The organism is Gracilinema caldarium DSM 7334, assembly GCF_000219725.1.
Lineage (GTDB): Bacteria > Spirochaetota > Spirochaetia > Treponematales > Breznakiellaceae > Gracilinema > Gracilinema caldarium.
In genome coordinates this window covers 2,918,658-2,943,870 of record NC_015732.1, presented here as the reverse complement: position 1 = coordinate 2,943,870, position 25,213 = coordinate 2,918,658, and the positions used below count along the sequence as shown (strand labels likewise).

General features: G+C 45.5%; 19 protein-coding genes. 6 read left to right on the top strand and 13 right to left on the bottom strand.

Annotated features, from left to right (window positions below):
- Window positions 1-55: 55 nt before the first annotated feature.
- From SPICA_RS13170 to SPICA_RS13160, 3 genes are read right to left on the bottom strand one after another with little or no spacing between them, the layout of a single operon-like run.
- A complete protein-coding gene (locus tag SPICA_RS13170) occupies window positions 56-1,237 on the bottom strand; it encodes a TraB/GumN family protein (protein WP_013969974.1) in 1,182 nt (393 codons plus the stop codon).
- Window positions 1,234-2,235, bottom strand: coding sequence for a DHH family phosphoesterase (locus SPICA_RS13165; protein WP_013969973.1), 1,002 nt, complete (start codon window positions 2,233-2,235; stop codon window positions 1,234-1,236). The genes SPICA_RS13170 and SPICA_RS13165 overlap by 4 nt, the downstream gene beginning before the upstream one ends.
- A 16-nt stretch (window positions 2,236-2,251) precedes the next feature.
- Window positions 2,252-3,745: a tetratricopeptide repeat protein gene (locus SPICA_RS13160; RefSeq protein ID WP_083819924.1), complete on the bottom strand. Its 1,494-nt coding sequence runs from the start codon at window positions 3,743-3,745 to the stop codon at window positions 2,252-2,254.
- 73 nt (window positions 3,746-3,818) lie between these two features.
- Here SPICA_RS13160 and SPICA_RS13155 point away from each other — a divergent pair, with 73 nt between their 5' ends.
- Entirely contained in the window at window positions 3,819-5,630 is a 1,812-nt protein-coding gene (locus SPICA_RS13155) for a hypothetical protein (protein WP_156789686.1), read from the top strand.
- On the top strand, window positions 5,630-6,328 hold the full coding sequence (locus SPICA_RS15080) for a histidine phosphatase family protein (protein WP_013969970.1): 699 nt from the start codon (window positions 5,630-5,632) through the stop codon (window positions 6,326-6,328). Before SPICA_RS13155 ends, SPICA_RS15080 begins: the two co-directional genes overlap by 1 nt.
- 5 nt (window positions 6,329-6,333) lie before the next feature.
- On the opposite strand, the gene SPICA_RS13145 is transcribed toward SPICA_RS15080, so the two are convergent.
- Window positions 6,334-8,736 (bottom strand): asparaginase domain-containing protein, encoded by a 2,403-nt coding sequence (locus SPICA_RS13145; RefSeq protein WP_013969969.1) that lies wholly within the window; start codon window positions 8,734-8,736, stop codon window positions 6,334-6,336.
- 125 nt (window positions 8,737-8,861) lie between these two features.
- Between SPICA_RS13145 and SPICA_RS13140 the strand changes: the two genes are divergently transcribed.
- The 4 genes from SPICA_RS13140 to SPICA_RS13125 are packed head-to-tail and all read left to right on the top strand — an operon-like array spanning window position 8,862 to window position 15,250.
- Window positions 8,862-10,286 (top strand): amylo-alpha-1,6-glucosidase, encoded by a 1,425-nt coding sequence (locus SPICA_RS13140; protein ID WP_013969968.1) that lies wholly within the window; start codon window positions 8,862-8,864, stop codon window positions 10,284-10,286.
- 10 nt (window positions 10,287-10,296) lie between these two features.
- Window positions 10,297-11,838, top strand: coding sequence for a Ppx/GppA phosphatase family protein (locus SPICA_RS13135; RefSeq protein ID WP_013969967.1), 1,542 nt, complete (start codon window positions 10,297-10,299; stop codon window positions 11,836-11,838).
- Window positions 11,839-11,845: 7 nt separating this feature from the next.
- Window positions 11,846-13,939 (top strand): polyphosphate kinase 1, encoded by a 2,094-nt coding sequence (gene ppk1 / locus SPICA_RS13130; protein WP_013969966.1) that lies wholly within the window; start codon window positions 11,846-11,848, stop codon window positions 13,937-13,939.
- Window positions 13,940-13,951: 12 nt separating this feature from the next.
- Window positions 13,952-15,250 (top strand): class I SAM-dependent rRNA methyltransferase, encoded by a 1,299-nt coding sequence (locus SPICA_RS13125; RefSeq protein ID WP_013969965.1) that lies wholly within the window; start codon window positions 13,952-13,954, stop codon window positions 15,248-15,250.
- A 66-nt stretch (window positions 15,251-15,316) separates the two neighbouring features.
- Here the strand turns inward: SPICA_RS13125 and SPICA_RS13120 are convergent, their stop codons facing one another.
- The 9 genes from SPICA_RS13120 to hprK form a co-directional block, all read right to left on the bottom strand.
- Window positions 15,317-15,898, bottom strand: a complete 582-nt coding sequence (locus tag SPICA_RS13120; RefSeq protein ID WP_013969964.1) for a manganese efflux pump MntP — start codon at window positions 15,896-15,898, stop codon at window positions 15,317-15,319.
- A gap of 5 nt (window positions 15,899-15,903) precedes the next feature.
- Window positions 15,904-16,872 carry a polyprenyl synthetase family protein gene (locus SPICA_RS13115; protein WP_013969963.1) on the bottom strand — a complete coding sequence of 323 codons (969 nt, stop codon included), beginning with the start codon at window positions 16,870-16,872 and terminating at the stop codon, window positions 15,904-15,906.
- Between the two features lie 11 nt (window positions 16,873-16,883).
- Window positions 16,884-19,001: an FAD-dependent oxidoreductase gene (locus tag SPICA_RS13110; protein WP_013969962.1), complete on the bottom strand. Its 2,118-nt coding sequence runs from the start codon at window positions 18,999-19,001 to the stop codon at window positions 16,884-16,886.
- Window positions 19,002-19,115: 114 nt separating this feature from the next.
- On the bottom strand, window positions 19,116-20,105 hold the full coding sequence (gene holA / locus SPICA_RS13105) for a DNA polymerase III subunit delta (protein WP_013969961.1): 990 nt from the start codon (window positions 20,103-20,105) through the stop codon (window positions 19,116-19,118).
- A gap of 8 nt (window positions 20,106-20,113) precedes the next feature.
- Entirely contained in the window at window positions 20,114-20,728 is a 615-nt protein-coding gene (gene lexA / locus SPICA_RS13100; RefSeq protein ID WP_013969960.1) for a transcriptional repressor LexA, read from the bottom strand.
- Window positions 20,725-22,125 carry a sigma-54-dependent transcriptional regulator gene (locus tag SPICA_RS13095; RefSeq protein WP_013969959.1) on the bottom strand — a complete coding sequence of 467 codons (1,401 nt, stop codon included), beginning with the start codon at window positions 22,123-22,125 and terminating at the stop codon, window positions 20,725-20,727. The genes lexA and SPICA_RS13095 overlap by 4 nt, the downstream gene beginning before the upstream one ends.
- 15 nt (window positions 22,126-22,140) lie before the next feature.
- Window positions 22,141-23,889, bottom strand: a complete 1,749-nt coding sequence (locus SPICA_RS13090) for a sensor histidine kinase (protein WP_013969958.1) — start codon at window positions 23,887-23,889, stop codon at window positions 22,141-22,143.
- Window positions 23,890-23,894: 5 nt separating this feature from the next.
- Entirely contained in the window at window positions 23,895-24,161 is a 267-nt protein-coding gene (locus tag SPICA_RS13085) for an HPr family phosphocarrier protein (RefSeq protein WP_013969957.1), read from the bottom strand.
- 15 nt (window positions 24,162-24,176) lie between these two features.
- A complete protein-coding gene (gene hprK / locus SPICA_RS13080; RefSeq protein WP_013969956.1) occupies window positions 24,177-25,166 on the bottom strand; it encodes an HPr(Ser) kinase/phosphatase in 990 nt (329 codons plus the stop codon).
- Window positions 25,167-25,213 lie beyond the last annotated feature (47 nt).

The following is a 25,213-nucleotide window of genomic DNA, read 5'->3' as shown; positions in this document are numbered from 1 at the left end:
AGGCGCCTTTAAAAATTTGACCGAATTTTTTAGAGGCGCCTTCATATTGTGTCTCTTATTTTATAATCAGATTTGTCAGGAAGGGAATAGAGATAAAGTTACCTATGGCTCCACCGAGGGATGAAAGGAAAAAAACAAGCAAAGCCCGGCTTACCCGATTACGAAAAAGCCCCTTAAGACTTGTAACATCTGTTGCTAAATGCTCAATGTCCTGAACTCTAGGCCTTCTTAGGGTGGCCTCTACAATCCCGGCGAAGAGGCCTACTCCGATAAAGGGGTTGAGGGTAGCAATAGGAGCCCCAAGAAAGGCGGTCAGGATAGAAAGAGGGTGTCCCAAGGCTGCTAAAGTACCCAGGGCAGCCAAGGACCCGTTCCACAGCATCCATTGCAGGAGCATGTTGATGCTGACCGCGCCGCCGCTTTTAAAAAAACCTGCGATAAGAAGGGTAATAATGAGTGCTGGGATAATCCAGGGGGCAAGTTTACTAAAGAGGGAAGGGGGAGGAAGCTGTTCCAGGTTACTGGTGTCTATTGTGGCTTCGCCCCGGGAGATTTTTTCCAGGTGTGCTACCACGCCACCCATGTGACCAGCTCCTATGACGGCGACGATACGGCTGCCCTGACTTGCCCAGATTTTAGCCGCCAAATAGTGGTCCCGTTCATCAATTAAGGTCCTCTTCACTTCTGGTAAATATTCGGCCAGCTCTCCCATCATACTGTCCAGTTCGTTTTTCTCTTTGATGGATTCGATTTGTTGTTCATCAATTTTTTCAGTGGTGAAGGCGCTGGAAATGAGGGTTGCCAGGAGTTTGTTTTTACTCCAAAACCCACAGCTTGCCCAGGCTCGTTTTAAGGTAAGCTGAACTTCCCGGTCGCAGAGACTAAAGGGAATACCCAGTTCAGAAGCCGTATCGATGGCAGCTTTCATTTCGTCCCCAGGTTTTACCCCCATATTTAGGCCAAGCCGCCGCTGAAAGCTGGCGAGAACGAGGTTTGCCATAAGAAGGAATCCCTTCCCTTCTTTAAAAACCTTTACGAGGTCAAGTTTATCCCATGAATCCTGCTGAGTCATAGACGCAAGGCGTCCGGCGTCTAATTCCACACAGACCATATCGGGGTGCTCATTACGGATAACTTCCTGTACTTCTTCTATGCTCTCCCGGGATATATGGGCAGTTCCAACGAGGATAATTTCCCGGTTCTGCAGGGTGAGTCTTGTTTGTGTTTTTTCGTTCATTGGTTCTCCTGGGCTGTTTCCATAGCTTTGACAAAACGACGAAACAGGGCCTGTTCATCAATATGGACAGATGTATTGATTATACCGCCTGCCATGTGGTCATGGCCGCCACCTTCGCCGATACCAGCCAAAGCGAGCCGTACGACACTGGCCGCAGAGATATCTGGAGCTCTGCTGCGGACAGACACATGATACCGATCCCCGCCAGCTTCGACAATGACTGTAACGAGAATTTCCCGTAGTCGGAGAAAGAAATCGGCTAAAATGGAAATAAGTTCCTGGGTGCAGTCGGTTGGTAACATGGTAAAGAATAGATTCCCCGAGGTGAAATAATGATCTGAGGCATAGTGAAAGGCCTTCAGGTCCTGTATGGAAAGGGACGCCTTTACCACTTGGGTCCCAAACTGCCAGTCTGCCTGGAAAAAAAGCCGATGATGGGCATTGAGGTCCGCAGGACTGACGCGTCGGGACAAAAAATCAGTATCGATCTGAATTCCCATCAGCAGGGCGGTAGCGGTTCGTCTGTCAGGAATCAATTCAGCTTCTTGCCAGTAATCGGTAATAATGCTGGAACAGGCACCATAACTCGTACGGATATCGACGAAGGGTACGTCCAGGGCACCAGGATTCACATGGTGATCTATAACTGCAATAACATTCATAGTGAGGGGATGGGCATTAGCATTGTTGGGGCTTCCATCTACAATGATACAGGGCTGGTTCACGATATCGGTGGGCAGTATTTCATCAATCCTTTGTAATGGGATCTGCAAATCCCGAATCATCGCTTTCAGGGAATGACTGCGGATGGGACCGCGATGGACAAGCCGTACCGTAAGGCCAAGCCGTTCTAGAAGCTGCCCCAAACCGAAGGCAGAAGCTACCGCATCATGGTCGGGAAAATCGTGGGGCTGGACAAGTATTGTGTCATCGGCTTGTTTTATCTGTAGAGTTGCAAGGATGTAGTTGAATTGTTCAAAGGCGGAACTACTGCCCATATTTAAAAATATAACCCTAAGATGAAAGGTTTGGTAAGCCTCGAGCCTCGATCTCCCATTGGTTCAGACGCCATTCAATCATGTTTCTCCGATTCATATCCCGAACAAGCATAAAGTATTTATTCGCCAGGTTGATATTTCCTTTAAGATCATAATATTGGGCTAAGTAATAGAGCATTCGAGCCTTTACATCAAGTTTTTTCTCGTTACCGATCCTAGTCGCAATATCCGTGTCCCCTGAAAAATCATAATAAAGCCTGAGCATGTACCAGTCTAGGCTATTTGGCTCTACCAGAGGGATGACCTTTTCCAGGAATCCCTTTACATTCTGAGCTTTCCCGCTTCGGTACCAGGCAATCGCCGCCAGGAGGGCATAGGTGCTGTGATTGGGTGACCGTTTATAGGCTTCTATGAAAGCATCCTTAGCCTGGGCCCAGCGTTTATCCCGCATGTAGAGTACCCCCAGGGCTTCAAAGGCAAAGTAGTAGTCCGGATTGAGCTCGGAAAGTCTTTTGTATGCCTGTTCTGCACCTTTATAATCCTCAAGTTCATCCTTGATGCCAGCACTATATACATAGGCGAGGAAATAGTCTCCATCGATGCTGATGGCCCGCTCGTACTCTTTAAGGGCTTCTTCCTTTTTCCCCAGATCGAGGAGTACATTTCCACGGTCTAGCGCAATCCAGTAGTCCCGCGGTGCAAGTTCTTTGGCTTTGTCTAGATCTGCTAGGGCTTCCCTGAGGAAATTGTTTTCCCGATACAGCCGGGCCCGTTCTTGCAGGGGGAGAGCCCAATCGGGATTCATGCTGATAACCTTGTTAAAGGCCTCTTCGGCAGATTTGGGGTTTTTATTGTAACGGTCTACTTTCCCTTTACCAATCAAGGCTTCACTGTGATTCGGGTCGATGGAAAGGACTTTTTTATAATAGGCTTCGGCTAATTTGTAGGTTTTTGCAGCATAGGCTACATCGCCAAGGGTTGTTAGGGCTTGGGTGTTTTTGGGATTGATAGATACTATTTTTTCCAGGATCTGTTTTTGTTCCTTTATGTTGCCCGCCAACCCTTCTACATGAGCAAGTAAAAAGAGGGTCTCTTCCTTCTCTCCATCGGTACTTAGTAAGTTTTGCAGGGTTGTACGCGCCTCGGGTAAATTACCCCCTGCAGCAAGTATGGTAGCCTTCATGCGCTGCATATCAGCGGTTGCTATGAGATCTATGGGAAGTCCATTGAATAACTCAAGAGCTTTGGAAAAGTCACCTCGTTGCATCAAAGTTTGCATAGATGTAAGTATCTGTTCGGTCTTATCCACAGGTGCTTTTTCTGTAGGGTTCTTCTCTTCTGGTGCCTTTGCCGTAGGAATTGAGGCTGTAACTGTTGGGCCCTTCTCAGGCTCAAGTGAGGCCCTTGGTACGCTTGTTGCACAGGAAGTAAAAATTCCAAAAATTACCGTAATAACCAACCATCTTTTGCCATGTTGTGAACGTTTTCTCAGCATATAATCCTTGACCATGGGGGTATAGTATATGATGGTATAAGAATCGGCAAGTTGAAATTAAACTAAAGGATGGGGTATCCTATTAACAATGAAAAGACATGTAGTTCTACGAACAATAGGCCTTATGGGGCTGTACCTGGCAGTATTCATTGGATTGGTTCTCATTCAATATGTGCGCAAGACTGCCTTTCAGTTGAATCTTGGTTCGATGGTTGTTTCCAGTAATTATCTGGATGTCAATGAAATTAAAAAGCAAGCTAAGGATGAACCGGTACGGATTGATGGTCGCTTTTCTGTTTTTTTTGGGGGTATGGAATTCAGACTTGCAGAAGAGGAGGGGTTGACTGTTGTTCGAAAGAATGGATTAAAAAGTCCGTTAGCTGGTCGGGCTTTTACTATTTCTGATAGTGGTATCCGTCTTGAATTGACCGATGGCAGCTTTCTAGCATTTAAAACTTATTTTGCAAATGGGGTTGAAACTTTAACTATTCAAGCTCAGCTCTCAGCTACAACCCAGGAATTACATGTTCCATTTCGTCCTCTTAGATCTTCTCACATACTTTCTAATGAAAAAAATCGATATATTGTCGCTGTTGGAGAGAAAAATTATACATTCAATGGAGCCATAATCGATTATCAGAATAAATATATCAATTTAAAGGGAAATCAGGCGACCGTTGCTTATGGGCAAGAACCGGAAAAGAAGGGCTTTAGCCCTGGGGAGTTTGTTCTTGCCAGTGCCCTCGACACTCAAGCCTATACTGGTGTTATTAACCGTTGGCTTACTCAAGCAGCAAGTGATTGGGAACGTAGTATGGCAGGGAATCCCAGTGAAGAGGTGGTTCTTGCTTATGTATCTTTTGCAGCGAGAAAAGGAAATTATCGGAGTGCTACTGGTACAACACCAGCAGCTTTTTTAGAAAGTGGTCAGCGTAGCTATCGGTCGTCAGCCTTTTTTGGTCGTTTGGATGGAGCTCTTCGGGGGTTTGTTGCCGCTGATCGGGAGTACCTGGGGCGTCTTTCTCGTATGATCAATGAAAAAGTAACAGAAATTCTTGCAGAACCAGAACTTATCCGAACTCTTTCGGTTCGAGGTTCTAAAGCGCTTGTTGATGAACTGGTCAGTTTGGTAAAGGGTATAGATCCCAGTACGTTAACACCAACAACCTCGGTTGGAGTTATAGAAAATGTTGTTCTCTGGAAACAATATCGAGGATCTGAGGAAAATCCCTTTGAACGGCTCAAAGAACAAGCACTCTTCGTCATTGCTGGTACTCTGAAAGTAACTACCGAAGGGAAAGTTTTAGCTTTTCCTGCTAGTCAGGGGGATCTGCTATTTACTATGCGACTTGGGAACGCATTAGTCCTGTATGGTACCTCTACAGGTTTGTCAGATTGGATTGGACTAGGTAAAACCTTACAGCTTTCCGCGTTAAGTTTATCCGATCCTAATGGCTCCTTACCTCAGTATGCTGAGATTTCTAATGATAAGACTGCCTTTATCCCCGCCGGTGAAGGCCGAATTGGTGCTGCCCGTTTTTATGCTCAAATTACAGGGGATCTTTATTACCCTCGGATTGAAGATATCAATCTGCCAGGTTTTCCAGGGCTTTGGGCATGGACCGCTGCAGGGCAGCTTTCCGCAACTTTTGACGGCTCAGTGCTCGATATTACTGTTCCCTTTCTCGAAGGAGAGACCCATTATATGATGATAAAAGGGGTAAAACCCTTTAAAAAAATACAGCTGTACAACATTGATTTCCGTACAGATCCACGCTTTGAACGCTATGACTCCTCTGGTTGGGCCTATTCTGAATCAGAACAAACATTACTGCTTAAAATGAAACATCGGGCAAAGGAAGAACATATAAAGATTTATTATCAGGTGGCGGAGCAATAATGGATACTCAATTCCCCAGGGTTGATGGGGCTTTTTTTCAACCACTGAAGCACCCCGTGGAATTTGTCTTTATTCGTCATGGTGAAAGCGAAGGTAATGCCAATGGGGTATTTCAAGGTTTACTCGATTTTCCCCTCACTGAACGAGGCCGTGAACAGGCTCGCCTGAGGGGCCGGCAGTTATTGAAGCTTCCCTTTTGTGCAAACCCCGAGCGGGTCTATATCGTTACTTCCCCCATGGGTCGGGCTCGAGAAACCGCAGAGCTTATTGCAGAGGTTGCTGGGTTTGGAAACCCTGAGGTAGTACAATCCCTTACTGAATTGGATACCGGCATCTGGACAGGTAAAGCCTGGGCTGATGTTCGTTCAGAGACGAACGAGTTATGGCCTCATTTCCGTTCAAAAAGTTGGACTGCCATTCCGGAAGCCGAATCGGAAGAAACGCTCTATAACAGAGCCTATGACGCCTGGTCCATTTTACGGGACCTGGCTCTTGAACATAATGTGCATGCTGTGGTTGCGGTAAGCCATGCAGGGTTCCTGCAATGGCTGTTTCGGATTACCTTTGGTTGCCGGTCTTGGTTTCCACTCATACCAGTTCAAAACTGCGGTATGTTCCGTTTTAAAGTTGAGCCAATCAATCATCATCCGGCTTATGTAGCCTGGGACACGATTAACGAACCGCTCCCAATCTTATAATACTACTATTGGAGGGATTCAGGACCAGCCCGTTCCATAAGTTCATCCCGTTCTTGTTCACTGTCAGCAATGATGCTTGCGGCCAGGAACCGGGCTACCACCGTTTCTGTGGTATATACACCCATAGGTACGGCTCCTTCTTTCCACAGCTCCTTGGAGGTACTGTAACCGGAAAAATCAACGAGCCCTTCCTGTTGGGAGGTACAGTAAAACCGGGCCTGCTTTTTTCTCCCCATTGCAAAGGCCCGTTTTAGCGAATAGGGACCTTCACGGAAGCCTGCGGTTCCTGTATCGTAAAGTTCCAAGAAAAAATAACGAACCCCTTGATCCATAAGGGCAGTAAGATAATCTGATCGGAGCCCTGGATAAATCCGTATGACACACATAGCGTTAGCCGCTTCTTCCAGAAGTTGAGTTACAACGTATTGATCAGCTTCTAGAAGCCCCGTTAAAAGAGATGAACCATAATGAATGGCTTTCTGCATGTTCCAATTTCGGAATCCATCAGAGCCAATGCGCTCAAATTTAAGATTAAGCGGTGACAGAACTCTACCACTATGGACCACATAGACACCTGTCTTTTCTTGTACAGCTAGGTTGATGGCCATCTCCATGGTTTCAGCAGCTTCATTGGATGTTCCCGGCGCTGTAGATGAGGCCGCAAGCACGATGGGAACACCCGCATCGGCAAAGAGCCAGTACAGGAGTGGTGCTGTATAGGGAAGGGTGTCTGTCCCATGGGCAACCACTATACCATTGGCGGTTCCTGAATTAATCCGTTCGGTAATGGTCGTGATGAGGGCAGCCCAGTCGGAAGGAATAATCTCTTCGGAAAGGAGCCGTCCAACCTGGATGGATTCAAAGCGAATCTTGGATTCCAAATTGTTCATCCGTTGGTGGATGAGTTCTTTGAGTATCCGTTCATCACCGCTTTCTACCATGCCATCTTCTGCAATACGGCCAGAAATTGCTCCTCCCATAGAAAGCACATAGACAAGGGAAACAGAAAGTTGTTCCCGAAGTATTTGCTTAACCATATTTGGTTCAGCAAGTCCTCCGGTTTCCCGCATGATACGCCCGGTTAAGAATCGTATAGGCCGGGCATCACCTTCTCGAACCCGTTTAACCTCAAGAGGGTTCTCTTCGATAATTTTATGGACTATTTCAGAGATGACCTTTTCATCGGTGAGCTGCTCCCAACCACGCTCTTTAACAATGAGCTCCGGATCTTTATTTTCCTCCAGAACAGCAGTAATAGTTTGTTTTGCAATCCCAGAGTGAATACGACGCTCAGATAACATCTTCAGAATACTGGCAAATCGCACTGGTGTTAATGGTGCTGTAATAGGTGTAAACTGAAGCCGTTTAAATTCCTTTATTACAAAGGATGATAACCATTGGGCTGTTTCTCGAGGTGTTCCTCCCAGTTCAATGGTTTTTTCAAAATAATCGGCCCTGCTTTTTTCGTCACAAATAAACTCAGCCTGGGGTAGGGTAAGTCCATATTGGCTCATAACCCGGTTGCGGCGGGGTTCAGGTAATTCGACGGTAAAGGTTTCCAGGGCTTCTAATATTTCTGGTCCCGGGGTAAAGGGAGGAACCTTTTCAAGGGGAGTAAATTTTGGTCGATTTTCAAGTTTCCTTTTCTGAAAAGATTCGGTTGTGTTTTTTGTTTCGTTCCAGATGCGACTTTCTGGTAATACGGTACCACCGTGTTCTAAGATTTCTTCCTGCCGGTTTAATTCTGTATTGATCGCTTTTCTTACAAAATTAAAGGAATTGAGATTCCGTAGTTTAACATAGCCTTCTGGTTCTTCAGGATAAGGGGCCAGAGCCACATGGGCATTACAGCGGATGACACTTTCTACAGGTACTCCTGGGATAACTTCCAGATATTGTAGCCGTCGACGAAGGTCAGAGAGAAATACCTCTGCTTCTTCTCCAATTTCAAAATCCGCTTCGGTCCTGAGTCTCAGGCTTGGCATCCCGGCGGTGGTGTAATCCATTCTGGTTTCTTTTCCTGAATGGGTTAAACGGCCTGCATCTTCTTCGATACGAAGTTCTGCAATCCGGATATGTTTTCTTCTCCTGTGAAACACAATATCCATAAAGCCATCGGTTCCCAATTTAAGGGAAAGACGGGACAGGGAATATTCTGGTGGTAGTTCAGGGGTGCTGAGATTTTTCTCATAGGGTGGATTTTTAACAATAGTACAGTTTAAGGCCTTGGTAATCGTATAGGCCTTACGGGCAGCAATTTGGTTTAATTGGGGTGAAAGAGTCCCTTCACCTCGGCATATAGGACATGATCCCAGCATCCCATTATCCTGATAGGTACAATTACAGAATGTTTTTACTCCTGTGAGAAGGAGTATACGAACTTCCAATGCTATATAGGATTTTAACATACTACACCCGCCTTCCTTCGTACTATGCTAGTCATAGGCCGGCCTGTCAAGGTCTTGTCAAGGATGAATATATTTGACATTTTATCTTCCTTACGTTACTTTTGTAAGGATGTAAAGGAGTCTTTGTGATAAAGCGTGATTTTCCAAAAATCCACTTCTATGATCAGGATTTTGTAGATATATACGACAGAACGTGGGCTTGGATACAGGACAGCTGGCTTTCAGGGCCGGAAAAGAGCCCTATCAAGGGTAAATTTTTTGGGCATCCCGGTTGTACTCAGGTCACCCAGCTGGAAGCAATTTTATCATCCTTTTTTCTCGTTTACTCAAATAGAATTTATCAGGCTCATCCAACTTTGGATATCTTTTATGAACATCAGGAAGCAAATGGTGCTATTCGTTGTGCCTATGAAATTGCAACGGGCCTGCCCGTCGTAAGCCCTGATAATCCTGAAGGGCTTGGGCTGCCTCTTTTTGCATGGGCAGAATTTAATCTGTACCATAAGTCTGCTAATAAGAAACGGGTAAAAGAAGTAGTTCCTATCTTGCATCGATACATGGCTTGGATTGATTCTTTGTACAAACGACCTAATGGCCTCTATGCGGTTCCTCTCGCTGCAACAGGTATGGATAATGCTCCCCGAGAGGGAGCGGTATACCCTATCGATTTTAATACGGTCATGGCAATTAATGCTCTTTATATGTCTGCTCTGGCGGATATACTTAACGATAAGGAATCTAGTTTTCAATATAAGCGGCAGTATTTCTCATTAAAAACAAGAATTAACTCCCTTATGTGGGATCCTGACTCAGGGTTTTATTACGATTTGGACGAACATGAACGGCGGCTTTCGGTAAAAACAATCGCCGGTTACTGGCCTCTTCTGGCAGAACTGCCGAATGACGATAAGGCTGAACGGCTCATAGAAAAACTTACCGATCCTGAGTATTTCGGTACTCCGCATCCCTATCCGACGGTAGCACGGAATGAACCTTCTTTCAGTGAAGGAGGCGATGGCTACCGGGGATCCGTATTTCCTCATCTAACCTTTATGGTAATTAAGGGACTGGAAAGGTATCAACGTTGGGATCTTGCCCGTGAATGTTCTATCCGGCATCTCTATTTTGTACTCGATTCCATGCATCCTGAAGGGAATCATCATAAGGGGAATCTATGGGAAGCCTATCTCCCCTTAAAGGAAGGGCCTGCCCAATGGCCAGGACGAGAAGGTTTTCCCCGAGCTAATTATTTAAGCTATATTGCCCTTTCTACAATTTGTCTCACCATAGAAAATATCATTGGGCTGTCTATCTCACTTCCCCGTAAGACCGTAGATTGGATCATTCCGAACCTGGAAATTATGGGTATTGAGAACCTATCTCTGAAACGGAACATGATTACCATTCTTTCCAATAAGAGCGGTAGAGGCTGGGAAATTCACATGGAAAGTGAAAAATTATACTATTTTACCATCAATATACTGGGAAAGAAAAAGAAAACCCTCCCCATACCCTCTGGTAAGTGCTCCATGCTTATAGATAAGCTTTAAGCAGGCAACTATGGCCAGTATGGACTACCGGTTGGTGGCGGTTGTTGAAATAGGTTCCACCGGCATCCGTCTTATTGTCGCGGAATTAAGTCCCACAGGGGATTGGCATGTGGTAGATAGATCCGGAAAACCTGTCGCCCTAGGCCGCGATGTGTTTACCCGCGGCAGCATATCCCGTGAATCCATGCTTGCCAGCATGGTGGTGCTTCAGAATTACCGGGAACTTTTGAATGGTTGGGGTATTGATGACCGGGATATCCATGTCATAGCTACCAGCGCACTCCGGGAGGCCCGAAATCGGGATATGTTCATTGACCGGGTCTACCTCCAGACTGGTTTCAGGATTCTGGTTGTAGAAGGCATTGAAGAAAACCGGCTTATGTATCTTGCGGTTCGCTTTGCCCTCAAGGATGACCGACCACAGTTTAGTCGTTGTAATTCGGTAATTATTGAGGTTGGCGGCGGTTCAACCGAATTAATGCTGTTGCGGCGGGGAAAAATGGTGGCCGCCCACAGCCTCAGGCTTGGTACTATTCTGGTCGATCAGCAGGTTCGGCAGGCTATGGGGTCTAACCTGTATCTGCAGCGATTTCTTACGGAAAGTGTCAATAATACCTGTGAATCCCTCAATGTAGAACTTGATCTCAGTCATATCAAACTATTTATTGTGGCTGGGTCCGATGCCCGGCTGGTAGCAAGCAGGTTTGGTATTGAATTAAACAAGGACTGCTGGGTCGTTGACCGGCAGGTGTTTATAGATTTTGTCGACCGTATCAAAGGGTATAGTATAGAAGAATGTGTCCAGAAGCTGAGAATTCCCTTTGCAGAAGCAGAAGGAATTATTCCGGGGCTCCTCACCTATAAGCTCTTCCTTGAAAAAACCGCAGCTACAGAACTGATTGTTCCCAATGCATCAATTCGGGAAGGGATGCTCATCAACCTGTCCCAGGGGGTGGACCCGAACCTGCAGGAAGAGTTTTATTCCCAGGTTATTGCTTCAGCCATCAATTTAGGTAAAAAATACCGGTTTGATGAACATCATAGCCGCCATGTGACAAACCTTGCGCTGATGCTTTTCGATGCCCTGGTAAAAATACACGGTTTGGACCGTCGTGCACGACTTCTGTTGGAAGTCGCAGGTCTGCTCCATGATATCGGCATGTTCATCCGCAGTTCGGGGCATCATAAGCATAGTCAGTATATTGTGGCTAATTCTGAGATTTTCGGGTTACATCAGGAAGATCTGGATGTTATTTCCAATGTGGTCCGCTATCATAGGAAGGCGCCTCCCAATTCAACCCATATAGCCTTTATTGCTCTGCAACGGGAGGAGCGTATTCTTGTTTTAAAACTTGCCGCGATTCTCCGTGTCGCCGATGCACTGGATCGGGGTCATGCCCAGCGTATTAAAGAAATAAAAGTAGAACAGCGGGAAGATGCTATCGTGATCACTGTCATGGGTAGTCATGATCTTACCCTGGAACGGCTTGGACTTGAAGAAAAGTCGGATATGTTTCAGGATGTTTTCGGCTATAAAGTACTATTATTGTAGGTTGATTATGCAAAACGTGCCATTTCGTTATTTTAATCGGGATCTTTCCTGGGTAGACTTTAATGCCCGGGTCCTTGGTGAAGCCCTTCGCCGGGATCTTCCGGTTCTTGATCGGCTGAAATTTCTGACCATTGTTGCATCCAATTTTGATGAGTTTTTCATGGTCCGGGTTGCGGCTATCAAGAGAGCCCAGCGGATGAATCTGGGGCGTGATGCTTCAGGTCTTTTGCCGGAAGAGCAGCTCAGTCTGATTGCTCAAAAGGTCCAAGAGATTACAAAACAAACCTATGAATGCTTAAACCAGGATGTCCTGCCCGAGCTTGCAAAAATCGGTCTCGAACTTATCAGACCCGATTCCTATAGCCAGAACCAATTTGAGTATCTTGAGAACCTATTCCAAAAAGAAGTTTTTCCCATTTTAACACCCCTTCGACTGGAAGAAGATATGGAACCTCCCAGCATGGGGAATCTGAAACTTCATGGTGCCTTTCTTCTCGATAATGGTCAGGTAGCTATTGTCCAAGTTCCTACCGCATTGGACCGCATAATCTGGCTCCCCCCAGAACCACATCAGGTAAAGCCTTGGACTTTACTCGATGATATTGTTATGATGTGGGCCTATCGGCTTTTTAACGGTTATACCATTAAGGAAGCTATGCTCTTTAAGATTACCCGGGATGCGGATTTCGCGGTGGATGAAGAACGGGACGAAGACTTTGTCGAAGCTATGACAGAGGTACTTCAGAATCGGGAACATTCATGGCCGGTACGGCTTTCCTATACAGGTAACAGCCCAATACTTAAAGAACGAATTGCTCGTCTTCTGAAGCTTGATCCAATAGATATATATGAAATGTTAGGGCCCATTGATTTACGTTCCCTATCAGAATTAGCCTTTATTAAAGGATTTGACCAGTTTCGGGAAGAGCCCTGGCCCCCGCTCTGGCCTGTGGAATTGCCTGAAGATGAACCCCTTTGGGATACCTTGCACCAACGGGATGTGCTTTTACAGCTTCCCTATCACACCTTTGATCCGGTGATCCGTTTTATCCAGGATGCGGCTCTAGATCCCCAGGTGCTTGCTATCAAAATTACCCTCTATCGTACCAGTGGTGACTCCCCGATCGTAAAAGCTTTGGAACAGGCTGCCCGAAATGGCAAACAGGTAACAGTCCTCGTAGAACTGAAGGCTCGGTTTGATGAGGAACGAAATATTACCTGGGCATCCCGATTGGAACGGGCTGGCGTTATTGTTGTATACGGAATCGCACAGCTTAAGGTGCATGCTAAAATTTGCCTTGTCGTTCGTCGGGAAGAAAATGGAATATGTCGGTATATACATCTTTCTACAGGTAACTATAATGATAAGACTGCTCGGCTCTACAGTGACCTAAGTCTCTTTACGATACATCCTCAGATCGCCCAGGATGCAACCCTCTTTTTTAATATGATCACCGGTTATTCGGTTATCCAGAGTATGCAGCAACTAGTTATTGCACCGGTAAATTTAAAACGCAGACTCATTGAACTCATTGATCGGGAAGCTAAACGGTCAAGTCAGGAATATCCTGGTAAAATTGTGGCAAAATTGAACTCCCTGGCTGATGTAGAGGTAATCAATGCTCTCTATCGAGCCAGCCAGGCTGGTGTCTCGATTCAGCTAAATATCCGGGGTATTTGTATGCTGGTACCGGGAGTTTCGGGGCTTTCGGAAAACATTCATGTAGTAAGCCTTATAGACCGCTATCTGGAACATTCCCGGATTATCTATTTTGCCAATGGCGGTGCTGAGGAACTCTATCTTTCCAGTGCAGACTGGATGAGCCGGAACCTGGACCGCCGAATTGAGCTAATGGTGCCTATACTGGACCATACTGTTGCAGGTACTGTTAAGGATATTCTTTTCAGCTATTTTAAGGATACTACCCATAGTCATGTGCTTGGTGCCGATGGTCGCTGGACCAGGGAAGCCCCTGAACCTGACATGGAATTGTTCCGTGCACAGGAATTTCTGTATTCGGAGCTCAAAAAAGCCTGCGAACTTTCACGAACAGCTCCTCGGCAGGAATTTGTTGTCCGACGGCGCCCACCGGCAGAATAAAAGGTGATATCCATGAAACGAATCATACTACAACCAGGACAGGAGCGCCGCTTGCTTGCGGGACATCCCTGGGTTTTTGATAACGAGGTTGCAAGCATACTAAACCCTAATGGACCAGCGCCGCTTGAGCCGGGGGAGCTCGTAGATGTGGAAAGTTCTCGAAAAACCTATATCGGCCGGGCCGTTGCGAACCCCAACTCAAAAATTATTGCCCGTATTTTTTCTTCATCAAAAGAAGGGGTTGATAAGGGTTTTTTTAAAGCCCGGCTTCGCAATGCAATTGAACGCCGACGGGAATATTATCATCTGGATATCGAAAGCGAACGGCTTGTTTTTGCTGAAGCGGACCTCCTACCTGGACTGATTATTGACCGTTTTGTTGGCTGGCCGGCAGCCCAGGCTGAACCGCTCATCCTGGAGAAGAACTGCACGGGAGCATCTATTACCTTTGAGAATGTTAAGAATATCCTGGGAGATCCTGGGGTTTGGCTCTCGATACAATTCCTTTCCTATGGGCTTGATATGCGGAAGGATCTTATTCTCTCTGCCCTTGATGAGGTTCTCGGACCGGTTCATGGCATTGTTGAACGGGATGAAAGCCAGGTGCGCAGCCTGGAAGGGCTGCCACAGGTCTCAGGTCTTCTTAAGGGCATATATCCTGAGGGTGGTATCTGTATGTTTGAAAATGGGCTTCCCTTTATAGTAGATCTCCTGGAAGGCCAGAAAACGGGCCATTTTCTCGATCAGCGGGATAATCGGCGTCGGGCAGCCCGGTATACCCGTGAGAAAACAGTCCTTGATATGTGTTGTCATTCTGGGGGCTTTGCTATCCATGCAGCCCGTGCAGGAGCTGCTTCGGTCCTTGCAGCGGACATTTCACCCCAGGCTCTTGAAGCGGTTCGCAGAAATGCGGAACTTAACGGAGTGGCAGATAAGGTTTCTGTGGAAGCCGGTGACATCTTTGAATTGCTTCGGTCCTATGAACGGAAACATTTGCAGTTTGATGTCATCATTCTGGATCCGCCGGCTTTTACCAAGTCCCATAAAGCCTTAGAAGGGGCGCTCCGGGGTTATAAGGAAATCAATCTTCGTGCTCTAAAATTGCTGAGACGCGGTGGAGTGCTGGTAACCTGCTCCTGTAGTCAGGCTATGACTGAAGGGCGATTTAAAGCTATGATTCAGGATGCTGCTATGGATGCAGAAAAACGGCTCCATTTGCTTGAATTTGGATATCAAGCGCCGGATCATCCCATACTGGTGGGGTACGAAGAATCTTTATATTTAAAATGCGGGGTGTACCGGGTCCTGTAATAGATGTAATAGCGGAGGCTATTGTTGGGGCTTTAGCGCTTCGTAGGGGTCTCTGCAATGATGAGCTTACAATAGGTGTTCCAGGAGTATTTTTCCCCCAATGCCGATCAGTACAAGTCCACCAATTAGTTCTGCCCGTTTTTCTATGAGGTAGCCAATCCGTTTCCCAAATTCAAATCCTACTATACAAACTGAAAAGGTAATAAGTCCGATCGCTACGGCGGGAGAAAAAATAGATTTTCCAAGAAGACTGTATGAAAGTCCTACTGCTAAGGCATCGATGCTGGTAGCCACTGAAAGGGCAAATAGGGTTTTTATATTCCGTATATCGGTTTTGCCTGCTTTTTGTGGTGCGGCCGTATCATCACAGGATGTTGGTTCAGGTTCAAAGGATTCAACAATCATTTTCCCGCCAATAAAAACAAGCAATGCAAAGGCAATCCAATGATCGAAATTTTGAATAGCTGTACGAAAATGAGAACCCAAGAACCAACCAAGTACAGGCATGGCAAACTGGAAGAGGCCAAAAGAAAAAGACCCTCGGAGTATGTGGCGGGATTTTAAACCTTCGGTACATATACCTGAAGATATGGATACAGCAAAGGCATCCATCGAAAGACCAAGGGCTATTAAAATCGTTTCGAACATAAACCCTAGTATGTACGAATTAAAAGCTTTTTGGCAAGTTGATCCATGTTGTGTTTTGCAGAACCCTGTGGTAGCTGTTCAATCTCCCGCAAAGCCCGTGTGGTGAAACGTTGGGCATACAAGCGGGCTGTATTGATACCGCCGAGGGTTTTAGTAAGGACCAGAATTCTTTGAATATCACTGTGGGGAAATGTATCAGGTTGTACCAGTCGGGCTAATTCACCATCCACATCTTTCTGTAAGGCACATATGAGGGGCAGAGTAACAAGGCCGGATCTCAGATCATTTCCAACAGGTTTTTTAATTTCCGTCTCATTTCCTGTATAGTCTAGAATGTCATCGATAATTTGAAAAGCCATGCCAATATTATAGCCAATACGCCGGAGCCGTTCTGTTACTGTAGATGGAGCCTTGGCTTCGGAGGCCCCTACATGGCAGGCAAGGGAAAATAAAAGGGCTGTCTTTCCGATGATTTTCCTGAAATAACTGCGTACCGATAATGATGGATGGAATCGGTCTGCATCCTGATCCAATTCCATCGCACAAATAACAGAAATGACTTTCCCAAGATTAATCGCATTCTGGGGTGTGGTGTATTCTGCCGCGAGCAGAAAGCAACGGGATAGCAAAAAATCACCGATGAGGACCGCATCCTTTTTCCCATATCTCATATGTACCGAAGGGAGGCCGCGACGTAAGGGAGAGTCATCGATGACATCGTCATGGATAAGGGTTGCTGTATGTAATATTTCAATCGCCGCTGCAAGAGGATAGATTCGTTGCATATCTGGCTTCCCTGCGTGGGATGCCAGAATGAGCATCCCAGGCCGGAGCATTTTCCCCTGCTTTGTAAAAAGGTCAGCGAGAGCTTCCCGGATGATTGGATTCGAAGATGTTGTAGCGGTACGGATATGCTCGGACACAGTAGCAAGGGCTGTGTCCATGCCGGGGAAGGTACTCCAGAATTCAGCCATGTCGGACCGTACTAGTTTTTCTTACTTGGGTTATCCAGGTACAGGTAATGTTTGCGGGCAAAACGGGTACCATTCCACCATTTCTTACAGAAAGGTACAACCCAACAATCAAGACCAAATGCCCGGCCTGCACCACCCAACATTAAGAATGCTGCAAAAATAAACCATACCTGGTCCCATGCAAACATACCAGAGAGGGTAAAGACAAAACACATCACGATGGAAGCTGCCGCAGCCCACCAGGTAAAGAGTCCGCCAAAAAGGGCGAGCCCTATGGCAATTTCTGCTAAAACCACCATGAGTTGGAATGCTTGAAACGGAATGTGGCTCGCAAGTCCATCCATAAAGGTCGTTCTGAACCAGGTTGCCACAACACCCTGGGGATTAAAAATGGGCTTACTAAGGTCCCAAATCTTCCTGAAACTATGGGCAACTGCCTCTGTCCCGGCAGAAACAGCAGCCCCTGCAGTATCTGCTACTTGCTCAGAAGCCGCAGCAACCGCATCATAGACAGGGTGGGGAGATTGCACTACTGCAGTTGCGGTCTCTTCAACCCATTCAGAGGCTGCTGCTACCGCATCAGCTCCAGATGCAGCGGCTGACTGAACTGCCTGGGCGACCGTCGTCCCAGCCTGCTGTACCCCGGGGCTGAACATCCAGGTGGATTTACTGCCAGTACTCCAGGCGAGCCATCCTTCACCAATCTTGTTGACCCCCTCTATAACCCACATGAGGCCAAGCCAGAGTCTGAGTGGTAGGAGCCAATAGCCCCGGGTCCGGTAGGACCCAAAGCCTCGGACAATATTTCGGTGATGTTCCATATTCAGGAACTCATGCTTGAGGTATTCCCAGCACTGGTTGATACCAGCCACACCGAGGAGGTAATGCAGGTTGATGAGATGCTTCATGGCCATGGCAAAGAAGCCTGACAATTTCATGCCCCCTGCGTTGGAAACCGCATATTTTCCGCCCACAGAAACCATAAACCCATGATAGTTGGATTTAAAGGTTTTAACTGGCGTTCCATCTAGTGCTGCCGCAATATTATGGGCTGCCACATCGGCAGTCTGTAGGGCTGTTTCTACAATTTGTGGCAGGGGTTTGTTGTTTTCGATGAACCAGATGTTATCCCCTACGAGGAAGACATTCTGGTAATCTACAGAACGCATTTCAGCATTAACGAGGATACGACCCTTTTTACCAGATACATCCCGATGCTCCTTCTTAAACTTACAGTCTGCAAGTCCGCAGGTGCCCTGGGCTTTCATGATTTCACAGTCCCGGTTACCGCAGCGGCCTTTTGTAAGGTCCAGCATCCCCGCAAAGTGACAACCCTGGACTCCGGCAGTCCATACGAAGGTTTCGGTTTCTATAGTGGAACCATCCTTCAATTTTACAATTCCCGGTTCAGCTCCAACTATGGGGGTATTTGTTTTTAATTCTACTTGATGCTTCTTAAGATACGTTTCTACCTTTGCTCTGAGGTCCTCTTCCAGAATGGGTAATATGGTGGGAAGCGCTTCTACGACAATAACCTTTACTTCATCGGGGGAAATGAGCCATTTTTTGCACATTTCGTCCCGCCATTCCAGGAATTCACCGGCTAATTCAATCCCGGTAAACCCGGCTCCGGCGACTACGAAGGTAAGCATTTTTTGACGGAGTTTTGGGTCTTGAATGGCAATCGCTTTTTCAAAGGTTTTTTCGATATGGTGCCGAATCTTCACGGAATCATCGAAAGACCAGAGGGTAAAGGCATTTTCTTTTATTCCGGGTACCCCGAAGAATTCTGGTTCCGCTCCAGACCCAATAACCAGGTAATCATAGGGATAGCGATTAGTGGCAGAGATTGCAACCTGCTCCTTAAAATCTACCGTTTCTATAGAATCGAGAATAACCTTAACTTTGGATGCACCAAAGATCTTGGCAAAGGGAATACGGACTGAGTCGGGTTCGACCCGGTGACCGGCTACCTCGTGTAATTCGGTCATCAAAGTATGAAAGGGATTCCGGTCGATTAACGTAATGGATATGTCGTTGCGTTTTTTATAGTGTTTTGCCAGCTTCTTGGCTGTTTCGATGCCGCCATATCCACCCCCAATGATCAATATGTTTTTAGTGTCGCCCATTATAAAGACTCCTTAGGAATAGTCATGAGCCAATCAGTATGAAATAGAATGAATTCTTAATTTAAGTAAATTTATACCGATTGGGTTTTCTTAAAGACCAGTATATGGTGTTTTTTATATTCTTTCAAGGGTATGCTGACTGGATAAGTCAGATAATTTTAATAAATAAATATCCATTAAGATAGATTCTATCGCGGTCCCCATGGATCGTAACTGTACATCCCATTCAGCAAGTAACGCTAAGGCTTGCATGGTACTGTGGATGGTATACCGTTTGGCTGCTTCCCTATAGTCCCGTTGTGCTCGAGGGGATGCAAGGCCGATTTTTTTGAGCTCAAAATCATTCAACTGTCCTGTACTTGCCAGCGCTAGAAAATCTGCCAATTTGCGGAATGACCAGGTAAGCCCTGCAATAATGGCCTGGGGACTTTCCTTTGCATCTAGTAAGGTGTGTAAGATTTCAAGGCTCTTTTCCCGTTCCCCCAAGGCGATCTGAGAAAAGAGGGAAAAGGCCGATTCCTGCCGTGTATGAGCTAAATATTGTTCTATTTGATCGGCACTCACCGGTTTGTTTTTATCGAGAAACAAGGTGAGTCGAGAACATTCTTGTCTGAGGGCCGCAGTGTTATTTTCCACAAGTTCCAGAATGGCTTCTACCGCATCTGGTTGAATATTGTATCCAGACCGTTTAAAGAAAGTAACGACCCATTCGGTTTTTCTGTTATCAAAGAGTTCCCAGAAAATCTTTTTATGTTCTTTGGGAATAGTTGCTTCCAGTTTTTTATCAATGCCAATTTCTTCGGAGATCAGAATGAGGGTTGTATCTTCCTGCGGTTGTGTCATATAGCCTGAAAGGAGTTCCACATCTTCTTTTTTCTTAATATATTCTGCATTTTTAACAAGGATAAGCCGGGCATCTGAAAAAAGCGATCCATTTCGAAGTATAGATACTATGTCAGAAACAGTGGTTTCTGAAGCATAAAATGATTGTTCTTCCGGTGTTGAGCCATATTTTTTAGTGAGTTCCTGCCGTATGTACTGTATAGTATCCTGTTGTTCTCCAACTTCAGGACCAGTAAAGAGATAGCAGAGTCCTTGAGCCATAAGTTACCCTAGGTATAGGAGCGAATAATACAGGAGAGTCGCCCGAGAAGTCGAATATCTTGGCAATAAATAGGAGAATAGGCAGCGTTCTCAGGCTGCAGTCGGATTCGGTTGCTTTCTTTATAAAAACGTTTCAAAGTAACCGCATCATCAACAACTGCAACAACAATTTCTCCATTATGGGCTGTTTCTCGTTTTTCTATGATCGCCAAATCACCATCCATAATGCCTGCCTCGATCATAGAGTCTCCTCGGACATTCAGGGCGAAGTAGGTGCCCTGTTTTCTCACCATGGAAGGAGGAATTGCAACGGTTCCTTCCCAATTTTCCTCAGCTAGGATTGGCTTCCCAGCGGCTACAGTGCCCAGAATGGGTATTTGTATGAGCTGTTCTGTTTCATTCTGCCTATCCATGGTATGAACGACTTCGATAGTTCGAGACCTTTTGTCGCTGAGTCTGAGATAGCCCTTTTTCTTGAGAGCGTTGAGATGATCATAGGCTCCTTTTACAGAAATAGAAAAATGATCCGCAATTTCTCGAATTGTGGGCGGGTAGGTGTGGGACTTTGTAAACGCACTGATGAAGGATAGCACTTCCCGTTGCCGTTCCGTGAGCTCTTTCATCGTTCCATCCTTATACCATGCTTTTTAATTTTTGCATGGAGATTACTGGGATACATACCAATTACTTCTGCTGTACGGGATATAATATACCCATTTTCAGAAAGTTTATACTCTAAATATCGTTTTTCGAACAAATCTTTTGCTTCGTTATAGTCCAACTCGAGGATTTCGGCCGGTAAGCCCCTTTGATTTTCATGCCTATCTTCAGCAGCCATATCCGAGGATTTTCTTGTACTAGTAGAGGATACTATTCCAAGAATATTCTGAACCACATCGAGTTCAATAGTATCGGTTTCACAAAGAATTGAAAGTCGTTCAGCAAAGTTTTTCAGTTCCCGAACATTTCCTGGCCAGGGCTGTTGGGTTAGATATTCCATGGCTTTTTCTGAAAGATGTATGTCTTCAGCGCTAAAATTGTGTAAGAAATACATCAGCAGTTCGGGAATATCCTCTTTTCGTTCTCTAAGGGGTGGTATATGAATCGGAATAACATTGAGTCGGAAAAAAAGGTCTTCTCTGAATCGTCCTGCTTGACATTCGGCTTCCAAATCTTTATTGGTCGCGGCTATAACGCGGACATCAACATTGAGTGACTGTTCACTGCCAAGTCGTTCTATTTTTTGTTCCTGTAAAGCCCGAAGTACCTTCGCCTGAGCTGTTAAGGTCATGTCTCCAATTTCATCGAGAAAGAGGGTCCCCCTATGGGCCATCTCAAAGCGGCCTCTACGGCTTGAAACTGCATCGGTAAAGGCTCCTTTTTCGTGTCCGAAAAGTTCACTTTCGATAAGGGTGTCAGGGATAGCTGCGCAGTTCACCTCAATCAAGGGTTTATCCGCCCGGCTGGATTTATAATGAATTGCTCTGACGACAAGTTCTTTTCCAGTACCATTCTCGCCTGTTATAAGTACCCTGGCATCGGACTGAGCTGCCTGTTCAATCCGTTCTTTAACAGCTCGTATCCCCGGGCTGTGACCAATAATTTCTTCATAGGGGAGTTTTTTACCCTTTTTAAGGCTGATATTTTCTTGGCGCAATTTTTGTAGTGTCAGAGCGTTTTTAGTAACCGTTAATACCTTATCTAGGGAAAGTGGCTTCTCAAGAAAATCGAAGGCTCCCAGTTTTACTGCGCGGACGGCCATATCCACATTAGCATGGCCTGAAATCATGACTACCTCTATGTCTGGCCAGCCGGTCTTTATTTTTTCCAGTGCTTCGAGGCCGCCCAAACGAGGCAAAAGTACATCGAGAAAGATGAGCTCAAAGGGATGTTGTTCTAAAAGAGTAAGCCCTATAAGAGCATCCTCTGCAGTTTCCACATGGTAACCTTCATCCATCAATATGGAAGATAGGGCCGTGCGGATACCTGATTCATCATCTATAACCAAAATGGTATTCATTACCTTTATTAACCCTCATGATCCGGTACTATCAACCGGTAGATCGATGAAAAATGTGGTGCCTACACCTATGGCAGAATCAAACCAGATGGTTCCCCCATGGTCAAGAACAATTCGTTCTACAATCGAAAGCCCCAATCCGGTACCAGTTGCCTTTGTAGTAAAATAGGGGGTAAAAATGAGCGATCGATGTTCTTCCGGAATGCCACAACCGTTATCCCTAATACTAATTCTACAATATCGGCAATCGGTTTTTTTGACAAGGTCAGTCTGTATTTCAATAATACCACGGCCATGCATAGCATCAATGCTATTAATTATTAAATTTGCGAGAACCTGATTGATATGTCGACGATCAACACGTAAATAGGTATTTGGTGGAATAGTATTGATGATAAATTGGATGTCTGGGTAGGATGTTCGGTATAAGTTGAGAGCTTCTTCAAGTAATGGCTGCAGCGCTGTCCGTTCGAGTACTGGAGGTGGAAGTCTAGAAAAGGTTCTAAATTCAGTGAGAAGGTTAGTGAGTCCATCGGTTTCTTGAATGATTGCAAGCATTGATTCTTCCAAGATCTCGCCAAGCCGTTTAGGATCAGTTTTCCAACGTCGAAGTACTCGTTCTGCAGAAAGTTTAATAGGTGTTAGGGGGTTTTTGATTTCATGGGCGAGCCGTTGGGACATATCTTTCCAGATGTTTTCTTTTTCAGTTTGAAGTGCTCGAGATTGAGCTTTTTCAAGGTTTCTAACCATGGTGTTAAATGAATCTATTAAAGTTCCAATGTCATCATGGGTCGTGCAGATTACTCGAATTGAAAGGTCGCCCTCTGCAACTTTTCGTGTTGCCTGGACCAGGTTGCTGATAGGCTGACTGAGACTATCGCTGAGAGAAATAGCTATAATCATTACCATAAGTAAAATCGGTAAGTATAACACCATATAAAAGCCTCCCAAAAGGGATACTAGCCGAGATTCTAACTGGGAGAGGATTCTGATGATATCTTGGCCAGCTTCTATTCTGGCGAGTTTTTCATCAAATTCATGGCCAAGGCTGAACGTAATCAGGATGAGCCTGCCATACTGTTGAGGTACAATATATCGGATACAGCTCTGGTCTCTCCCCTCATTTCTTGGGACAAAACCTTTTTCCGTGCCCGGTAAGGAGTTTAAAAAGAATGCTTCATTGCCTACCGATCTGCTGGTGTGGTACAGCCCTTTTTGATCTTGTTGAAATTCCTGTAGCGCAAGCAGGGCAGGATCCACTTCTGATATTTTTAGCCTCTGTTGCAATACCAGAGAAATCTCCTCTGACTCGGCTATCCGCTGAATGAGAGCAAGCCGGTAACTGTATGAGTCCAGGGCAAATAAATGGGCATCTTCTACTATAGCTGCAATATTAGCTTGGTTCCAGGTACTTAACAGGTTCGATATTAACTGTATGTGAACAAAGATAGTCGGTACAGAAATGAGTAAGGTCAAAATGAAGAAGTAAGAAAAAAGGTTTAATTTCAGACGGCTTCCACTTCGTTTTTGAACAATATCCCTAATAAGTCTAAAAAGAGCTACCGCAAGAAACAGGGTAAGCACAAGAGAAATAAGGGTAAAAACAATAATAAACAGTGAGAAAGAAAAGCTTTGCTGTTGTACATATTGAGTAAAAAGATTGGAAGAAAAAACTAATACCAGAATTCCGACTATGGTATAAATAAAAAAAAGGGCTGGTATAGTTAGGGTTGTTGTTCTCTGTTGTGCATCAAAACGGGACAAAGCCTTTAATCTTCTTCGAACTTTGAATCAAAGAGATGAACCAGAGCTTGTAGTGCATCTTGTTCATCTTCGCCATCGGCGATCAGTTTGAGATTCGTATCATACCCAGCACCCAGGGTAATGATTCCCATGATAGACTTCCCATTGATACGGTCACTTTCTTTTTCAATATATATTTTGGATTTAAATTTACTGGCAGTCTGAACAAGTAATGCCGCAGGCCGGGCATGAATCCCGGCACGATTTTTAATAGTGACCATCTGTTCTACCATAGAAAAATCCTTTGTCTATATAAAATCTTCCTGCCCGAAATAGACCGAACGGGCAGAATCGCTTTCTATCCATTTAAGAATGTTCTGGTTAAATTCTTTGGCAGAAAAGTATCCCATTTTCTTAAGCCGTTCATTCATTGCCGCGGTCTCTATAATAATGGGAATATTTCTTCCTGGCTTAACGGGGATTTCCAGTTTAGGTACCTGAACCCCAAGTATTTCCATAGTTTGTTCCTGGGTTCCTAGTCGATCATACATCTTTTCGGAATTCCATTCCTCCAGTACCACCACTAGTTGGATTTGTTTCTTATCACGGATTGCACCGACTCCAAAAAGATGGGTAATATTGATGATCCCCAGACCCCGTATTTCCATATGGTGGCCTATGATTTTGTTGGCTCCAGAGCCCATGAGAATATTTCCGTTCATACAACGGATTTCTACCACATCATCCGCCACAAGCCGATGTCCCCGTTCAATGAGCTCCAGGGCCGCTTCGCTTTTTCCGACACCTGAGTCCCCAAGAATGAGAATCCCGAGACCGAAGACTTCTACTAATACACCATGTACACTCTTTTGAGGCGCAAAAATGTTGCTCAGGATACGAAGAAGCCGGGAAGAAAATTCAGAAGACGGTAGGTCGGTCTGCAAAATGGGACATTGAGCTGCCTCTGCAATTTCAAAAAAGTTTCTGTCCGGGGTTTGATTATAGGTGAAAATACAACATGGAATAGGATAACTGAACATTTGTACGATGGTTTCAGTTTTTCCTTCATCTGCCAGTTTCTTAAGATAGGCAACCTCACCGCGGCCAAAGATTTGAATCCGTTCGTGGGCAAAGGCATCATAAAAACCGGAAAGGGCAAGGCCCGGCCGGTTAATGTCTGGGATTGCGATAACCCGGTTCAGGCCCTTTCTGCCGCCAATACAGCGGAGATTAAGGGAGTTGTGCTCCTTTAAATCAATATCGATAAGGTCCAGAACCGTGAACCGTTTTGCTGGCATGGCTGTATCATAATCCAAATAGAGTGAGCTTGCAACATGTTGACAGT

Bases quoted from the DNA above. Each gene is read 5' to 3' on its own strand.
- SPICA_RS13170 (WP_013969974.1), bottom strand. From the start codon at position 1,237: ATGAACGAAAAAACACAAACAAGACTCACCCTGCAGAACCGGGAAATT.
- SPICA_RS13165 (WP_013969973.1), bottom strand. From the start codon at position 2,235: ATGGGCAGTAGTTCCGCCTTTGAACAATTCAACTACATCCTTGCAACT.
- SPICA_RS13160 (WP_083819924.1), bottom strand. From the start codon at position 3,745: ATGGTCAAGGATTATATGCTGAGAAAACGTTCACAACATGGCAAAAGA.
- SPICA_RS13155 (WP_156789686.1), top strand. From the start codon at position 3,819: ATGAAAAGACATGTAGTTCTACGAACAATAGGCCTTATGGGGCTGTAC.
- SPICA_RS15080 (WP_013969970.1), top strand. From the start codon at position 5,630: ATGGATACTCAATTCCCCAGGGTTGATGGGGCTTTTTTTCAACCACTG.
- SPICA_RS13145 (WP_013969969.1), bottom strand. From the start codon at position 8,736: ATGTTAAAATCCTATATAGCATTGGAAGTTCGTATACTCCTTCTCACA.
- SPICA_RS13135 (WP_013969967.1), top strand. From the start codon at position 10,297: ATGGCCAGTATGGACTACCGGTTGGTGGCGGTTGTTGAAATAGGTTCC.
- ppk1 (WP_013969966.1), top strand. From the start codon at position 11,846: ATGCAAAACGTGCCATTTCGTTATTTTAATCGGGATCTTTCCTGGGTA.
- SPICA_RS13125 (WP_013969965.1), top strand. From the start codon at position 13,952: ATGAAACGAATCATACTACAACCAGGACAGGAGCGCCGCTTGCTTGCG.
- SPICA_RS13120 (WP_013969964.1), bottom strand. From the start codon at position 15,898: ATGTTCGAAACGATTTTAATAGCCCTTGGTCTTTCGATGGATGCCTTT.
- SPICA_RS13115 (WP_013969963.1), bottom strand. From the start codon at position 16,872: ATGGCTGAATTCTGGAGTACCTTCCCCGGCATGGACACAGCCCTTGCT.
- SPICA_RS13110 (WP_013969962.1), bottom strand. From the start codon at position 19,001: ATGGGCGACACTAAAAACATATTGATCATTGGGGGTGGATATGGCGGC.
- holA (WP_013969961.1), bottom strand. From the start codon at position 20,105: ATGGCTCAAGGACTCTGCTATCTCTTTACTGGTCCTGAAGTTGGAGAA.
- lexA (WP_013969960.1), bottom strand. From the start codon at position 20,728: ATGAAAGAGCTCACGGAACGGCAACGGGAAGTGCTATCCTTCATCAGT.
- SPICA_RS13095 (WP_013969959.1), bottom strand. From the start codon at position 22,125: ATGAATACCATTTTGGTTATAGATGATGAATCAGGTATCCGCACGGCC.
- SPICA_RS13085 (WP_013969957.1), bottom strand. From the start codon at position 24,161: ATGGTAGAACAGATGGTCACTATTAAAAATCGTGCCGGGATTCATGCC.
- hprK (WP_013969956.1), bottom strand. From the start codon at position 25,166: ATGCCAGCAAAACGGTTCACGGTTCTGGACCTTATCGATATTGATTTA.